This window comes from Demequina aestuarii, from assembly GCF_000975095.1.
In the GTDB taxonomy this organism is placed as follows: Bacteria; Actinomycetota; Actinomycetes; order Actinomycetales; family Demequinaceae; genus Demequina; species Demequina aestuarii.
In genome coordinates this window covers 1,115,188-1,131,225 of record NZ_BBRD01000001.1, presented here as the reverse complement: position 1 = coordinate 1,131,225, position 16,038 = coordinate 1,115,188, and the positions used below count along the sequence as shown (strand labels likewise).

Below are 16,038 nucleotides of genomic sequence, written 5' to 3'. Positions count from 1 at the left end.
GGGTTGGCGTCCCGCTCATTCTAGGGGGACTCGTTCGGGTCGACGGGCGGGGTCTTGCCGCGTTCGAGCTCGAGCTTGTAGCGTGCCGCATCGCGGTCCACGTACTCCTGGCCGGACAGCTCCTGGATCGCCTTCATCACGCCGTCGGTCACTTCTCGCAGCGCGTCGCGGTCCTCTTGACGACCGGCGTAGGCGTCGAGCCGCAACGGCGGCCCGAACCGCACGCCGATGTCGGTGCGGCTGGGAACCTTCTGGCCGATGGGCTGTGCGACGTCGGTGCCGATCATCGCGAGCGGAACGATCGGCACGCCCGCCTCGATCGCCATCCGGGCGAGGCCGGTCTTGCCGCGGTAGAGGCGGCCGTCAGGGCTGCGCGTGCCTTCGGGATAGATGCCCAGCAACTGGCCCGACTGCAGCACTTGCAGTCCGGTGCGAAGCGCGGCCTCGGAGGCCCGGCCACCGCCGCGATGCACAGGGATCGTCCCCACGCCCTCCATGAAGGCACGGGTGGCGTAGCCCTTGAGGCCCTTGCCGGAGAAGTACTCCTGCTTGCCCAGGAACACGACCTTCCGTGTGATCACCAGCGGAAGGAAGAACGAGTCCGAGACCGCGAGGTGGTTCGACGCGAGGATCGCGCCGCCGGTCTCGGGGACGTGCTCGACGCCTTCGACCCACGGGCGGTAGTAGCCCTTCAGGGGTGGGCCGATCAGCACATGCTTGAAAAGCGTGTAGTAGGCGCTCATCGGGGGGCGGTCTCGACTTCCTGTTCCTGGGCGGTCGTGAATGGTCCTTACGTCAATTCTGCGTGTGCGGCACCTCGCGCGCGAGCGCGGCGGCGCCCACGATACCGGCGTCGTTGCCCATCGCGGCCGCGACGATCGGAGCGACAGGACGATGTCCGAGCGCGGGAAGGTTCTCCTCGTACGCAGTCCGCGCGGGCGCGAGCATGAGGTCGCCTGCCGCGATCACGCCGCCACCGACGACGAATGACTCGGGGTCGAGCACCGCTGCGAGCGATGCGCAGCCCGCGCCGATCCAGTCCCCCAGTTCTGCGAGGAGTTCGATGCCCAGTTCGTCGCCGTCGGCGGCTGCACGCGTGACATCGGGTCCTGCGATGGACGCAGGATCGCCACCGGCGAGAGCCAGCAGTCCCGCGGCACGCACGGGCCGCTCGCGCGCCGCTCGGCGCGCTTCGCGCACCAGTGCCGATCCGGACGCGTACTGCTCCCAGCAGCCCCGGTGACCGCAGCCACACGGGTGCCCGCCCGGCTGCACCCGCAGGTGCCCGAGCTCCGCGGCGAAGCCATACGCGCCGCGCACGAGCTGTCCTTCGGAGATGATCGCCGCACCGAGACCCGTGCCGATGGTCAGCATGACCATGTCACGCACGTCACGCCCGGCGCCGTAGCGGTACTCCCCCCAGCCCGCGGCGTTCGCATCGTTCTCCACGACGACATCAAGGTCCTCGCGGCCGATGAGCGCTTCCACGCGTTCGGCCAACGGGTACTCGCGCCACGCGATGTTGGGGGCGAACAGCACCCGGCGGCGGTCGGAGGAGACGAACCCCGCCGCGGCCAGCCCCACGTGATGGAACTCGTGGCGCTCTGCCAATTCTGCGACCGCATCGGCGATCGCTGCATCAATGCTGGCAGCGTCCTCCGGCTGTGTCGCGCGGCGGGTCTTCTCAACGATTCGACCTTCGTCGTCGACCACGCCGACGGCGATCTTCGTGCCGCCGATGTCTACGCCGATCGCGTGCATGAACGGTGCTCCCTGGATGCTCGGTTGACTCTGGGAAGAGGGTATCGTGAGCGCCACCACCCCGAATGCCAATGGAGACACCATGGGAAGCCCGGCAGTCGACTACCCGACCAGCATCATCGCGCTCGTGAGCGACGCCTGGAGCACCCACGCTGACAAGGTCGTGCTGCGCTACCCCGATGCCGACGACGCATGGATCGACGTCACCGGCGCCCAGGCGCAGGCCCACGTCAATGCCGTCGCGAAGGGACTCATCGCGACCGGGGTGGCGGCCGGAGATCGGGTGGCGATCTACTCTCGCACCCGGTACGAGTGGACGGTCCTCGACTTCGCCATCATGTCCGCGGGCGCGATCCCCGTGCCCATCTACGACACGTCGTCCACGCCCCAGGTCGACTGGATCACTTCGGACGCGGAGGTCAGCGTCGTGATCGCCGAGACGCGGGAGCATGCAGATCGCGCGAACTCCGTCGCGACCGACGACGAGAGCCCCATCACGCGCGTGCTCGTCATCGACGACGGCGCCCTCGACGACCTTGCGCTCGCGGGCGCCTCCGTCACCGACGAGCAGCTGGCGGCCCGCATCGCGACACTGGGCCACGACTCGCTCGCCACCATCATGTACACCTCGGGCACCACTGGCCGGCCCAAGGGCGTGCGCCTCACCCACTTCTCCTATGTGCGTCACATCGCGGGGATTCACGACGAGATGCGCCCGGTGCTGTTCGGCGAGGGCGCCTCGACCGTGCTGTTCCTGACGCTGGCGCACTCGTTGGCCCGCCTGGTCCAGATTGCGCTGGTCGCATCGGGAATGTGCATCGGCTACTGCTCGGACCCGTCCAAGCTCGTGCCGGCGATGCAGAGCTTCCACCCCTCGCTGGTGCTGGCCGTGCCGCGGGTCTTCGAGAAGGTCTACAACTCAGCAGAGCAGAAGGCCGCCGCGGGCGGCAAGGTGCGTATCTTCCGCTGGGCCGCGAAGCAGGCCATCGACTACTCCAAGGCTCTCGACACCGATGCGGGACCCGGGTTGGGGTTGCGCATACGCCACAAGGCGGCCGATGCGCTCGTGTTGAGCAAGATCCGCGACGTCCTGGGAGGGCGTGCGCAGTGGGCGATCTCCGGATCGGCGCCACTCGGCGACCGGCTGGGGCACTTCTACCGTGGGCTCGGCCTGACCGTGCTCGAGGGGTACGGCCTCACCGAGACCAATGCCGCCTCTCATGTCAACCGGCCCACGCTGGCGAAGATCGGCACCGTCGGGCCGCCGCTGCCGGGGATCGAGGTGCGCATCGCGGACGACGGCGAGATCCTGCTGCGCGGCGAGCAGCTGTTCGAGGGTTATCACCACAACGCCGATGCGACCGCCGACGTCGTCGTCGACGGGTGGTTCCACACCGGGGACATCGGCGCCCAGGACCACGACGGGTACCTCACCATCACGGGTCGCAAGAAGGAGCTGATCGTCACCGCGGGCGGCAAGAATGTCGCCCCCGCCGAGCTCGAGGATCGGATCCGGGCCTACGCACTCGTGAGTCAGTGCGTGGTCGTGGGCGACGCGCGTCCCTTCATCGCGGCGCTCATCACCATTGATGCGGACGCGCTCCCAGGGTGGCTCCAGAGCAAGGGCATCGACCCCATGGCGCTGGCAGAGGCGGCGAAGGATGACCGGGTGCTCGCGCGGATCCAGAAGGCCGTCGATCGTGCGAACAGTGCTGTCTCCCGAGCCGAGTCGATCCGCGCCTTCCGGGTGCTGGACGGCGACCTCACCATCGACAACGGCATGCTGACGCCGTCTCTCAAGGTCAAGCGGGCTCGGGTGCTGGACACCTACGCCGACGTCATCGAAGACCTCTACGCCGCCAAGCGCGCCGACTGACAGCGCACATCGACCAGACGACGCCGATCGCAGACGGGGTCGACCAGATGCGAGCGGGACGGTGGTCAGCTGGCGACGCTGGACCTCACCAGCCGCAAGGGCGGCACGAGACCGCCTTCGACGAGCGCGTCCACCGCTGCCGCCTGGTCGTCGTCCATCTCGACCGGCCGCGGCTGTCGCACCGGGATCGTGAGGAACGACACCACGCAGTCGCCGCAGGCCTTGCCCCGGACTTCGCATGTATCGCAATCGATGATCATGACTCCGACGCTAGGCGCGACCTCTGACATCGACGCGTGAGAGCGCATCACCGTGCGGTGTCACAGGCACCACGTAGCGTCATCACCATGACAGTGGTCGTGCAGGGCAGCCTCGAAGAGATCGGCGAGCCGTTGTCGGCGACCACCTTCGTCGTGGTCGACCTCGAGACCACCGGAGGATCGCCGCGTGAGTGCGAGATCACGGAGATCGGCGCCGTCAAGACTCGCGGAGGCGAAGTCGTCGGCGAGTTCCAGACCCTCGTCGACCCTGGGGGTCCCATCCCGCCGTACATCGTCGCGCTCACGGGCATCACAGACGCGATGGTCGTGTCCGCCCCGCCCATCGCCCAGGTGCTGCCGAGCTTTCTCGAGTTCCTGGGCGACGCCGTGCTGGTCGCCCACAACGCCCGCTTCGACGTGGGCTTCCTCAAGGAGGCGTGCCGTCGCCACGGGTACGCCTGGCCCACCCCCGAGATCGTCGACACCGTGCTGCTCGCACGCCGCGCCACCACCAAGGAGGAGGCACCCAACAAGAAGCTCGGGACCCTCGCGCGCGTGTTCGGCACTCGGGTCACGCCCAATCACCGTGCTCTCGAGGACGCGCGCGCCACCTCCGAAGTCCTGCACGGAATGCTCGAGCGCCTCGCAGCCTTCGGCATCACCCATCGCGAGGACCTCGACTCGCTGCGCAACCCCATGCCCAGCGCTCTGCGCCGCAAGGCCACGATGGCGGACCGCGTCCCCGCGAAGCCGGGCGTGTACACGTTCCGCGGGCCGCTCGGCGAACGCCTCTACGTGGGGACGTCTCGCAACCTGCGCGCGCGCGTCAAGTCGTACTTCACGAGCGGCGAGAGCCGTCGGGGCATCCGCGACATGCTCGCCTTGGCTGTCGACGTCGACACCGTGGTGTGTCCCACCCAACTCGAGGCCAACATCCTTGAGGTGCGCATGATCGACCAGTGGCGGCCTCGGTACAACCGTCGGTCCGCTCGTCCGGAGCGGACCGCGTGGCTGCGACTCACCGACGAGCGCTACCCGCGGCTGGCCGCGGTGAAGTCTGCCTACGGCCAACCTTCGTGGTTGGGGCCGATGCGCTCGATGGCGGACGCGCGCCTCGCCGCATCGGCGCTGGAGCAGGTGATCGGTGTGCGCACGTGCACCACGCGGCTCACGATCGTGCCGCGCAGCGACGCGCGTGCGTGCATCCTGAAGGACCTGGGTGCGTGCGCCGCCCCGTGCGTGACAGGGGAAGAGTCCGGATACGACGCCACCGTGGCTGCGGCCCGCGACGCTCTCGACCGCGACGTCTCACCCGTGGTGGAGGCGATGCGCCGGGAGGTCGCTTCCCGAGCCGAGCGGCTCGAGTACGAGCGCGCAGGCGAACTGAGGGACGCGCTCAGTGCCCTCGTCGACGGCGCGATGCGTCGCGACCGGCTCGCCGCACTGCGCGCGTGTCGACTGGTCGCGGTGCGGCGCGTGGACGAGGCCTGGGAGCTGGCGTCGTTCTCCCACGGCGCGCTCGCGGGCTCCGCCCGAGTTGACAGCGGCGTCTGGGACGCGGCAGATGAGCTGCGCGCTCGGTGGGACGCGCTCGAGATCGACGCCGCCCTCGTCGAGGAGCAGGAACTGGCGCTGCGGTGGCTCGAACGACCGGGAATCCGGCTGCTGTACGTCGACGGACAGTGGGCCTCCCCCGTCACCGGAGCCGGGCGGCACCGGCAATGGGTGGACGCTCGCCGCTCCGACCACGACTCGAGACTCGGCTCGGAGCGGCGCTGACGCCAGGCACCGCGTCGCAGCATCGACCACGACGCGCCGATGCGCGAGCACCACCGAGAGCACCGCCATCCCCGCACCCATCTCCGAGGAGGCGACGTCAGAGGTGACGGGGATCGTCGCCACGACGGTGACTGCTGCTGATGGCGCCGCCCAGGGTGGAACGAGAAGAGGCGAACGGTAGGGCGCTGGGCGGGCTCGCTCAGGCGCGGGTTGCGGCAACCCAGCGGTCGAGGACGTCTGCGCTGGCGCCCGAGTCGACGGACCGTTCGGCGAGCACGATGGCAGAGGCGAAGCGCTCCGCGATGGTGCCCGATGCGGTCCCCGGCAGCGTCGCGTCCGCCACGAGGCCCGCCGCGGCGTTCAGGATCACCGTGTCCCGGACCGCTCCCCGCTCCCCCTCGAGAACGCGACGCGCCACCCCAGCGTTGTGCTCGGCGTCACCGCCTCGCAGCTCGTCAATCGTGATGGGGGCGACTCCGAGGTCTCCCACCGGGTCGAGCCGCAGCTCGGTGATTCCGCCGCCGCGCACCTCCCACACCGTGGCGGCCCCCGTGGGCGCGAGCTCGTCGAGACCATCGTCGCCGTGGAAGACCAATGCTTCGCGGCCCTGTTGGGCGATCACGCCTGCGAGCACCGGCGACACCCTGAGACTCGATGAGCCGATCGCGGTGGCGGCCGGCTGAGCGGGATTGGTGAGGGGGCCCAGGATGTTGAAGGTCGTCGGCACCCCGAGTTCCTTGCGAATGGGCATCGCGAACTTCATCGAGGGGTGGAAGACCTGCGCAAAGCAGAAGGTGATGCCCACCTCCGTCGCGAGCTCTGCCACGCGTGCCGGGGGGAGGTCGAGCCGCACTCCGAGCGCGCCGAGGACGTCCGCGCTGCCCGACTTCGACGTGGCGGCGCGATTGCCGTGCTTCACCACCGTGAGCCCTGCGCCGGCGATCACGATCGACGCCATCGTCGAGATGTTCACGGTATGCGCGCCATCTCCGCCCGTTCCCACGATGTCCACCGAACGCCCCGGCACCTCGAAGCGGATGGCGTGGTCGAGCATCGCCTTCGCGAGACCCGCGACCTCGGTCGGCGTCTCGCGCTTGACACGCAGCGCCGCCAGGAACGCGCCCATCGCCACGGGCGACGCCGTGTCGGTCAACACCGAGTTCATCACGTCCGCGGTCTCCTCGGCGGTGAGGTCCTCGTGCTCGACGAGGCGGGACAGCAGATCCTGCAGGGTGGCCACGAGGCCTCCTCGTGTTCGGGCTGGCGTTAGGAGGTCTGTTCGACGGGAGCGAAGAACGCGTCGACGGTGTCACGCACCGCGAAGGGATCGAGAGGGTGAGCGACGGCGGCATCGGCCTCCGACCACGTCGCGAGCCAGGCGTCTCCCGCACGGCCCACGAGGATCATGATGGGCGGGCAGTCGTAGATCTCGTGCTTGATCTGCCTGCACAGCCCCATGCCACCGGACTTCGCCGCCTCACCATCGAGGATCAGCAGGTCGAAGCTCGCCGAGTCCACCTGGGCGATGACCGCATCATGCGTGGCGGTCTCCGTCCATTCGATCGTGCGTCCGTGCGTCGTGGAGCCGCACGCGAAGCGCACCTTCTCCCGCACGTTGCGATCGTCGCTGTAGAGCAGGATGCGGGCCTTGGCAGACCCCACCGCGTCGTCATTGCGCTTGGCCACGTCACTCATGCAGACCATTCTGGCATGAAGCGCGACGCGCATCGGCTGACTCCAGTGCAGCAATTCGGGAGTCTCGCGCGTTCTGGCATCTAGGACCTACGTCATAGGCAATAATGGTGCGCATGTCCCACGCGACGACGAGTGTGCCGTCACCTATTCATGCGACGCGCCCCAACCAGGTAGCTGTAGGAACCATCGTCTGGCTCAGTTCAGAGCTGATGTTCTTCGCGGGTCTGTTCGCGATGTACTTCACTCTGCGCGCCCAGGTGCCCGAGATCTGGGCGGAGCAGGCGCCGTTGCTCAGCGTGCCCTTCGCCCTGGGGAACACCACGATCCTGGTGCTGTCCTCGTTCACCGCGCAGGCGGGCGTGTTCGCGGCCGAGCGCTATCAGCGTCGCCGCACCGGCCCCTTGTGGAACGTCAAGAGCTGGGGCATGCACGAGTGGTTCGTGCTCACGTTCATCATGGGATCGGTGTTCATCGCCGGCCAGGTCTACGAGTACGCGGTGCTGGTCTCCGAGGGCGTCACGATCTCCTCGAGCCCCTACGGCTCCGTGTTCTACCTGACGACCGGGTTCCACGGCCTCCACGTCCTCGGCGGACTGATCGCCATGCTGTTCGTGCTCGGGCGCTCATTCGCTGCCAAGAAGTTCGGCACGCACGAAGCCACCACCACCATCGTCGTGTCGTACTACTGGCACTTCGTCGACGTCGTCTGGATCGCCCTGTTCGCCGTGATCTACCTGGTCCAGTAGGGGGAGACCCATGCACATTCTTGCCCGTCGGCGCCACCACCGGTCAGCCCCGTTGCTGCTCGTCCTGGCGCTGCTCGCTCTCATCTCCGGCATCGCTGCCCTCTCCACCTCCGGCCCTGCCACTGCCTCGACGGAAATGACGCAGGCGGACGCGGACGAGGGCGAGCAACTGTTCGCCGCCAACTGCGCGTCCTGCCACGGCCTCGATGCCCAGGGGCAGGACGGCGTCGCTCCGTCGCTGGTCGGCGTGGGCGCGGCAGCAGTCGACTTCCAGGTCGGCACCGGACGCATGCCCATGCAGGCGTCGGGCCCCCAGGCCCCCGCCAAGGCGCCGCAGTTCACGCAGGACGAGATCAACCAGCTCGCGGCCTGGGTCGCCTCCCTCGGAGCCGGTCCCGCCATCCCCACCGCTGAGCAGGTGGACCCGGCCCTCGGAGATGCTGCGGACGGCATGCTCGCCTTCCGCACCAACTGCGCCATGTGCCACGGCTCGATCGGCGGCGGCGGCGCGCTGACGCAGGGCAAGTTCGCGCCGTCGCTGCTCAACACGACTCCCACTCACCTGTATGAGGCCATGCTGACCGGCCCTCAATCGATGCCAGTCTTCAACGACGCCAACATCACCCCTGAGACCAAGCGGAACATCATCGCCTACCTCGACTTCCAGAGCAACGGCTCGCCCGGCGGTCTGACACTCGGCTCCATCGGCCCCGTGTCCGAGGGAATGTGGGCGTGGCTCGTCCTGCTCGGTCTGATCATCGCCAGCACCATCTGGGTAGGAGCCCGTTCCTCATGAGCGCCGCCGACAAGAACTCATCGCCGTACTCCGACCTCACGTCGGCGAACGGGCACGACAACCCCGGACTGCCGCATCACCGTCCCCGGCGCGCAGACGTGGACAAGAAGGCCGGCAAGCGCGCGGAGCGACAGACCGCACTGCTGTTCGCCATCTCGATCATCGGCACGGTCATTGCCATCTGGGCGTACTTCGGTCTCGACATCGGCGACGGCGGCGACGTCGCGGCGATCCAGCAGATCAACATGTGGATCGGCATCGGCGTCTTCCTCGCGATGATCGGCATCGGCCTGGGAGCGATCCACTGGGCCAAGACCCTGATGCGCGACCACGAGATGGTCGAGGAGCGCCACGAGCTGCGCAGCTCCGACGAGGCACGCGCTGGCGCCATCCAGAACCTGAAGGACGGCGCGGAGGACTCGGGCCTCGCTGGAGTCGAGCGCCGGGGCCTGCTCAAGGGCACGCTCATCACGGCGCTCGCCATCGCTCCCCTGTCCGTGCTCGTTCCGCAGATCGGCAACATGGGCGGCGACTGGAACGTCTCGAAGTTCCGCCACACCATCTGGGGCCCGGGAGTGCGTCTGGCGCGCGACCCCGACGGCGCCCTGATCAAGGCCTCCGACGTCACCATCGGCTCGGTCTTCCACGTGATCCCCGACGGCCTCCACGAGCTTGACCACGCAGCGATGATGAACGAGAAGGCGAAGTCCGTCGTGCTGCTGGTGCGCCTCGACCCCAAGGACCTCACCATCCAGCAGGGGCGTGAGGACTGGTCGTTCGACGGCATCGTGGCCTACTCCAAGATCTGCACGCACGTCGGCTGCCCCGTGGCACTGTACGAACAGCAGACCCACCACCTGCTGTGCCCGTGTCACCAGTCCACGTTCGACGTCGCGAACGGCGCCAAGGTGGTCTTCGGCCCCGCCAAGCGACCGCTCCCCCAGTTGCCGATCGCAGTGGACGACGATGGCTACATCGTCGCGCAGGCGGACTTCGACGAACCCATCGGTCCGTCGTACTGGGACCGGCTCAAGGGCGGGGATGACACCGCAGTCGAGGAGGAGACCCGCTGATGGGTGCCACGTTGAATTCCGCCGCCTCCGGCACCGCGAACTACGTCGACGAGCGCACGTCCATCGGCGGATTCGTCAAGTTCTTCGCACGCAAGCTGTTCCCGGACCACTGGTCCTTCATGCTCGGTGAGATCGCGCTGTACTCGTTCATCGTGCTGCTGATCTCCGGGGTGTTCCTGACCGCCTTCTTCGTGCCGTCGATGGAGACCGTGCACTACGAGGGTCCCTTCGCCACCATGCACGACGTCGAGATGACCAAGGCATTCGAGTCGACGCTCGTCACCTCGTTCGAGGTGCCGGGCGGGCTGCTCATGCGCCAGACCCACCACTGGTCCGCCCTGCTGTTCCTCGCCTCGATCATGGTCCACATGTGCCGGGTGTTCTTCACCGGTGCGTTCCGCAAGCCCCGTGAGCTGAACTGGCTCGTGGGCTTCACGCTCATGATCCTCGGACTCGCGGCCGGGTTCACCGGATACTCGCTTCCCGACGACGTGCTCTCCGGCAACGGACTGCGCATCATCGACGGCGTCATCAAGGGCGTTCCGCTCCTGGGCAGTCACATCTCGTTCTGGCTGTTCGGCGGCGAGTTCCCCGGCACGGCGCTCATCCCCCGGATCTTCACCGCGCACATCCTGCTGGTGCCCGGCCTGATCCTCGCGCTGATCGCGCTCCACCTGTTCCTCGTCTTCCTGCACAAGCACACCCAGTACCCGGGTGGTGGCCGCACGCACCGCAACGTCGTGGGCCTGCCCCTCTTTCCCGTGTACACGGCGAAGGCCGGCGGCTTCTTCTTCGTCGTCTTCGGCATCATCGCCCTGGTCGCCTCGGTGTTCACCATCAACCCGGTGTGGAACTACGGACCCTACGACCCCTCCCCCGTCTCCGCGGGAACGCAGCCCGACTGGTACATCCTGTTCATCGATGGGCTGCTCCGCATGTGGCCGGGGTGGCTCTTCGGTCTCCCCACGGAATGGGAGCTCTGGGGCTACACGCTGTCGCTGAACATCCTGATCCCCTCAGTGATCGTCCCCGCACTGTTCTTCGGCTTCATCGCGCTGTACCCGTGGATCGAGTCATGGGCCACCGGCGACAAGGGCGAGAAGCACGTGCTCGACCGGCCCCGCAACGTGCCTGTCCGCACGGGCATCGGCGTAGGGATGATCGTGTTCTACGTGATCCTGGTCCTCGAGGGCTCGAACGATATTGTGGCGAGCCTCTTCCACCTGTCGCTGAACGACCTCACCATCTTCTTCCAATGGGGCATCTTCATCCTCCCCGTCCTTGCCTTCTGGATCACGAAGCGGCTCTGCCTGGGTCTTCAGCGCAAGGACCGCGAGCTGGTGCTGCACGGCCACGAGACGGGCACCATCGTCCGCCACGAGCACGGCGAGTACGTCGAGGTCCACAGCCCTCTGGATGACGAGGAGCGGTGGGTGCGGGTGTCCTTCGACAACCACAAGCCCCTGGAGATCGCCCCCGAGCGCAACGACCGTGGCGTCGCGCGCAAGGGATACCGATGGGACCGCTTCAAGCAGCGACTGTCCCGCTTCTACTACGAGGAGCGCATCGAGCCCGTCACCCCCGAGGAGCTCGAGGCCGCCCACCACGCGCACTCCGACGCACCTTCGGCGCACGGTCTGGCGGACGCCGCTGACGCGAAGGGCGCCAACGAGCGCCTCGATGACGAGTGGGAAGAGCTCGACGAGGGTGCGACCAAGAAGTAGCAGTCCGAGCAGCGTTCGAAGGCCGGTCCCCACGTCGGGACCGGCCTTCGTGCGTCTGTCCCGCACCACGCCCCCACAGGGAATCCCCAGGCACTTCCTGGTGTTGACACGCACACAGCTCGTCGCTGCGGGAACAGCCCACGGCGATAGGCTGAAGGGGACACCCCGGAAAACCGCGCGGCGCACGACGCCGCGCCCAACGCAGGAGGAAGTATGGCTGACTACACGCTGCCGGACCTCTCATACGACTATGGCGCTCTCGACCCGCACATCGCTGGCGAGATCATGGAATTGCACCACTCGAAGCACCACGCCACGTACGTGGCCGGTGCCAATACGGCGCTCGAGAAGATGGCCGCCGCGCGCGACAGCGACGACTTCGGTGCGATCGCCGGTCTCGAGAAGGCATTGGCCTTCAACCTTGGCGGGCACACCAACCACTCGGTGTTCTGGACCAACATGTCCCCGGACGGCGGCGACAAGCCCACCGGCGAGCTCGCTGCGGCGATCGACGAGAACTTCGGATCGTTCGACAAGTTCCGCGCGCACTTCACGCACAACGCGCTCACCGTCATGGGCTCCGGCTGGTCGATCCTCGCGTGGGACACCATCGGCAAGAAGCTCGTCATCGTCCAGCTCTACGACCAGCAGGGCAATGTGCCCGTGGGCCTCGTCCCCCTGCTGATGCTCGACATGTGGGAGCACGCCTTCTACCTGCAGTACCGCAACGTCAAGGCGGACTACGTCAAGGCGTGGTGGAACGTGGTGGACTGGGCGAACGTCCAGCAGCGCTTCGCCACCGCGTCGGCGACGCAGGGCCTGATCGTCGCGTAACGCACTGACACGGGTCTACGAAGGGCGGGCATCCTCCGGGGTGCCCGCCCTTCGTGCGTCTCGATGGGTGCGCGGCTCGCGGCCAGCGTGGTGTTCCCAAGGACCGGGACGGCGATCTGAGGCCGTCAGCGGCGGTTCAGAGGCCGATCAGAGCCCAGCAGCGCCCAGAGCCACCCGCCGCTCCGAGCGCCGTTCCGCAGAACAGGCTCCTGGTCGCGGTGCTGGTCGACGCGCTCATCGAGGGAGCGTCCCCTGGGTCCTTCGCCGACCCCACGGTGACCATGGTTCCTCTGCCATGGCACAGTCCTCTGTGCGGGAGCATCGTCACCCTGACGGCGCTGGGATGCGGCAACGTCCCGCAGGTGTCGCCGTGGCCGTCTCGCGCCTCGTGTCGGCTGCCGGCAGGGCAACTCGACTCGGAGGAGCGAGGGGGGCGTCCGTCAGTGCGCGTGACGTCCCGTCGAGAACTCGAGCACCCAGCCCACCAGGCCCACGGAGCCGATGATCACGGCCGGAACCATGATCCACCAGCCCACGGCCATGGCGACGAACGCCAACGCCGCGCCGAGCGCGATCACCAGGGGCCACCAGCTCCACGGCGCGTACACGCCCTGAGAACCCGCGAGCTCGGAGATGTGGGCGTCCTCATCGTCCTCGGGACGGCGCCCGTGGCGCTTCTCGAGCATCTTGAAATAGATGCCGATCATGATGAACATGCCGCCCGTGAGCAGGATCGCCACGATCCCGACCCACTCTGCCCAGCCAGTGAAGATGCCGTAGAGAGTTCCGGCAAGGAAGAAGAAGATCGACGGGATCCAGAAGACGTTGGATTCGAGTCGCATCGGTCAGCTCTCCTTGTCGGACGCGGTGTGAGCGTGGCTGTCGCCGGCCGCCACGGGGGCATGGTCACTCCCTGAGCCATACGCGGCGTGGTGATCGCGAGCCGCGGCCTCGGGGTGGTGCAGGTCGAAGGCCGGGCGCTCCGAGCGGATGCGCGGTATCGACGTGAAGTTGTGGCGCGGGGGCGGGCAGCTGGTCGCCCACTCGAGAGAGTTGCCGTAGCCCCACGGGTCGTCGACGGACACCTTGGGTGCACGCTTGGTGGTGATGTAGACGTTCCAGAAGAACGGCAGAGTCGAGAGCGCCAAGATGACCGCACCCACCGTGGATACCTGGTTCATCCACGTGAAGTTGTCCTCCGGCAGGTAGTCGACATACCGGCGAGGCATGCCGCTCGCGCCAAGCCAGTGCTGGATGAGGAACGTCGTGTGGAAGCCGATGAACAGCAGCCAGAAGTGAACCTTGCCCCAGCGCTCGTTCAGCATCTTGCCGGTGAATTTGGGCCACCAGAAGTAGAAGCCGGCGAACATCGCGAACACCACGGTGCCGAACACGACGTAGTGGAAGTGTGCGACCACGAAGTAGGAGTCGGACACCGGGAAGTCGAGCGGCGGAGAGGACAGAATCACGCCGGTGAGTCCGCCGAACAGGAAGGTGATGATGAACCCGATCGACCACAGCATCGGCGTCTCGAAGGTGAGTTTGCCGCGCCACATCGTGCCGATCCAGTTGAAGAACTTCACTCCGGTCGGCACCGCGATCAGCATCGTCATGAACGCGAAGAACGGCAACAGCACCGCGCCAGTGACGTACATGTGGTGCGCCCACACCGTCACTGACAGGGCTGCGATGGCGATGGTCGCGTAGACCAGCCCGTGGTAGCCGAACAGCGGCTTGCGCGAGAAGACGGGCAGGATCTCGGACACGATGCCGAAGAACGGCAGCGCGATGATGTACACCTCGGGATGCCCGAAGAACCAGAACAGGTGCTGCCACAGGATCGCTCCCCCGTTCTCGGGGTTGAACACCTGGGAATCGAGCACGCGGTCGGAGCCCAGCGCGAACAGCGCGGAGGCCAGCGGCGGGAACGCGAGCAGCACGAGCATCGAGGTCACGAGGATGTTCCACGTGAAGATGGGCATGCGGAACATCGTCATTCCGGGTGCGCGCATCGTGACGATGGTGGTGATGAAGTTCACGGCGCCGAGGATGGTGCCGAAGCCGCCGAGCGCCAGGCCGAAGACCCACAGGTTGCCACCCACGCCAGGCGAGTACACGGCGTTCGACAGCGGCGCGTACGCGAACCATCCGAACGACGCCGCACCCTGCGGAGTGAAGAAGCCGGCGGAGGCGATGAGCCCACCGAACAGGTACAGCCAGTACGCGAACATGTTGAGTCGCGGGAACGCGACGTCAGGCGAACCGATCTGGAGCGGGACGATCACGTTCGCGAACCCCGCGAACAGCGGCGTCGCGAACAGCAGCAGCATGATCGTGCCATGCATCGTGAACAACTGGTTGTACTGCTCCGCGGACTGCACGATCTGCATTCCGGGCTCGAACAGCTCGGCGCGGATCACCAGCGCCATCACGCCGCCGATGATGAAGAACATGAACGACGTGATCAGGTACATGTACCCGATGGTCTTGTGGTCAGTGGAGGTGATCCACTTCACCGCGATGGAGCCGGAGCGCGACGGCGCGGCGGGAATCGCGGCACCGGCGGGCTCGTGGCGGTCGTCGGCGTAGTCGGCGGTTGCCATTACTCGGTCTCCCCGTGGTCCGTCGTCATCTCCACGACCTGGTCGCGGCTGTACTCGAGGCCGAGCTCGCCCTCGTATCCCCTCGCGCGCAGGTCCTCCATGTGTGCGTCGTACTCCGCGCGCTCCACGACCTCGACGTTGAAGAGCATGGAAGCGTGGTACTCGCCGCACAGCTCCGCGCACTTGCCCTGGTACGTGCCGACCTCGGTCGGCGTGACCTGCCACTCGTTCGTGCGGCCCGGGACCGTGTCCTCCTTGTAGAGGAACGCCGGGATCCAGAACGAGTGGATCACGTCGCGAGAGTCGAGGTAGAAGTGCACCGTCTCGTCGACGGGCAGGTACAGGGTCGGAAGCGTCTCCTCGACGCCCTCCTCTCCTGTCAGGGTCGCCTGGACGCCCGGGTCGTAGACGTCATCGCTGAGGTAGTTGAAGTCCCAGCTCCACTGCTTGCCGACCACCTGGATCTCGAGATCCGGCTCAGCATCCAGGCTGGTCAGCTCGCCGATGTCCTCTGCGGTGTACTTGAACAGCACGGCGATGGCCATCAACGGGAGCGCGGTGTACATCAGTTCAAGCGGCAGGTGTACGCGGTTCTGCACCGGGAGCTTGTGGTCGTCCTTGCGCTTGCGGTAGACGGCGACACACCAAAGGATGAGACCCCAGGTCAGTACTCCCACCGTGAGTGCCGCGATCCACGAACCGTTCCACAGTGTGATGACTGTTTCGGTCTGGTTCGTGATGTCGGGGGTCGACGGGAGGGCACCGTTCTCGATGCCCTGCGAGCAGCCTGCGAGCAGGGTCACGACGCCCGCGATCGCAGCGCCAGTCAGGGCCTTCCGGGGCATGGCAGAGAGTGGCTTCTTGGACACGCGGTCAGTCTAGCGCGCGATA

At 67.1% G+C, this 16,038-nt stretch carries 15 protein-coding genes; 7 read left to right on the top strand and 8 right to left on the bottom strand.

Translation table 11 applies throughout. The annotated features are described in order from the left end of the window. Window positions 1-20 precede the first annotated feature (20 nt). Complete coding sequence (locus AOP72_RS05355) at window positions 21-743, bottom strand: lysophospholipid acyltransferase family protein (RefSeq protein WP_062133412.1); 723 nt, start codon at window positions 741-743, stop codon at window positions 21-23. A gap of 52 nt (window positions 744-795) precedes the next feature. Beyond that, on the bottom strand, window positions 796-1,761 hold the full coding sequence (locus AOP72_RS05350; protein ID WP_062133409.1) for an ROK family glucokinase: 966 nt from the start codon (window positions 1,759-1,761) through the stop codon (window positions 796-798). Window positions 1,762-1,807: 46 nt separating this feature from the next. On the opposite strand from AOP72_RS05350, the gene AOP72_RS05345 reads away from it, so the two are divergent. Next, window positions 1,808-3,637 (top strand): AMP-dependent synthetase/ligase, encoded by a 1,830-nt coding sequence (locus AOP72_RS05345; protein ID WP_238581613.1) that lies wholly within the window; start codon window positions 1,808-1,810, stop codon window positions 3,635-3,637. A 65-nt stretch (window positions 3,638-3,702) separates the two neighbouring features. Here AOP72_RS05345 and AOP72_RS05340 read toward each other — a convergent pair whose 3' ends face one another. Further along, the gene (locus AOP72_RS05340) at window positions 3,703-3,897 is read right to left on the bottom strand and encodes a hypothetical protein (RefSeq protein ID WP_062136898.1); all 195 of its coding nucleotides are present in this window, start codon (window positions 3,895-3,897) and stop codon (window positions 3,703-3,705) included. An 87-nt stretch (window positions 3,898-3,984) separates the two neighbouring features. Here AOP72_RS05340 and AOP72_RS05335 point away from each other — a divergent pair, with 87 nt between their 5' ends. Next, window positions 3,985-5,676, top strand: coding sequence for a DEDD exonuclease domain-containing protein (locus AOP72_RS05335; protein ID WP_084631320.1), 1,692 nt, complete (start codon window positions 3,985-3,987; stop codon window positions 5,674-5,676). Between the two features lie 199 nt (window positions 5,677-5,875). On the opposite strand, the gene trpD is transcribed toward AOP72_RS05335, so the two are convergent. Next, entirely contained in the window at window positions 5,876-6,916 is a 1,041-nt protein-coding gene (gene trpD, locus AOP72_RS05330; protein ID WP_062133403.1) for an anthranilate phosphoribosyltransferase, read from the bottom strand. Between the two features lie 26 nt (window positions 6,917-6,942). Continuing rightward, entirely contained in the window at window positions 6,943-7,371 is a 429-nt protein-coding gene (locus AOP72_RS05325; protein ID WP_062136894.1) for a response regulator, read from the bottom strand. A 113-nt stretch (window positions 7,372-7,484) separates the two neighbouring features. On the opposite strand from AOP72_RS05325, the gene ctaE reads away from it, so the two are divergent. The 5 genes from ctaE (at window position 7,485) to AOP72_RS05300 (ending at window position 12,544) form a co-directional block, all read left to right on the top strand. Then, the gene (ctaE, locus tag AOP72_RS05320) at window positions 7,485-8,117 is read left to right on the top strand and encodes an aa3-type cytochrome oxidase subunit III (protein ID WP_062136891.1); all 633 of its coding nucleotides are present in this window, start codon (window positions 7,485-7,487) and stop codon (window positions 8,115-8,117) included. Window positions 8,118-8,127: 10 nt separating this feature from the next. Continuing rightward, window positions 8,128-8,913: a cytochrome bc1 complex diheme cytochrome c subunit gene (gene qcrC, locus AOP72_RS05315; protein ID WP_062133400.1), complete on the top strand. Its 786-nt coding sequence runs from the start codon at window positions 8,128-8,130 to the stop codon at window positions 8,911-8,913. Then, on the top strand, window positions 8,910-9,986 hold the full coding sequence (gene qcrA, locus AOP72_RS05310) for a cytochrome bc1 complex Rieske iron-sulfur subunit (protein WP_062133397.1): 1,077 nt from the start codon (window positions 8,910-8,912) through the stop codon (window positions 9,984-9,986). Before qcrC ends, qcrA begins: the two co-directional genes overlap by 4 nt. Continuing rightward, on the top strand, window positions 9,986-11,710 hold the full coding sequence (qcrB, locus tag AOP72_RS05305) for a cytochrome bc1 complex cytochrome b subunit (RefSeq protein WP_084631317.1): 1,725 nt from the start codon (window positions 9,986-9,988) through the stop codon (window positions 11,708-11,710). The genes qcrA and qcrB overlap by 1 nt, the downstream gene beginning before the upstream one ends. A 213-nt stretch (window positions 11,711-11,923) precedes the next feature. Beyond that, a complete protein-coding gene (locus AOP72_RS05300; RefSeq protein ID WP_062133395.1) occupies window positions 11,924-12,544 on the top strand; it encodes a superoxide dismutase in 621 nt (206 codons plus the stop codon). 440 nt (window positions 12,545-12,984) lie between these two features. Here the strand turns inward: AOP72_RS05300 and AOP72_RS05295 are convergent, their stop codons facing one another. Genes AOP72_RS05295 through ctaC form a run of 3 tightly spaced genes read right to left on the bottom strand, consistent with a single transcriptional unit; the run spans window position 12,985 to window position 16,016 of the window. Beyond that, on the bottom strand, window positions 12,985-13,386 hold the full coding sequence (locus tag AOP72_RS05295; RefSeq protein WP_062133392.1) for a cytochrome c oxidase subunit 4: 402 nt from the start codon (window positions 13,384-13,386) through the stop codon (window positions 12,985-12,987). 3 nt (window positions 13,387-13,389) lie between these two features. Then, window positions 13,390-15,147, bottom strand: a complete 1,758-nt coding sequence (gene ctaD / locus AOP72_RS05290) for an aa3-type cytochrome oxidase subunit I (RefSeq protein WP_084631315.1) — start codon at window positions 15,145-15,147, stop codon at window positions 13,390-13,392. Beyond that, a complete protein-coding gene (gene ctaC / locus AOP72_RS05285; RefSeq protein ID WP_369345470.1) occupies window positions 15,147-16,016 on the bottom strand; it encodes an aa3-type cytochrome oxidase subunit II in 870 nt (289 codons plus the stop codon). Before ctaC ends, ctaD begins: the two co-directional genes overlap by 1 nt. Window positions 16,017-16,038: the final 22 nt, after the last annotated feature.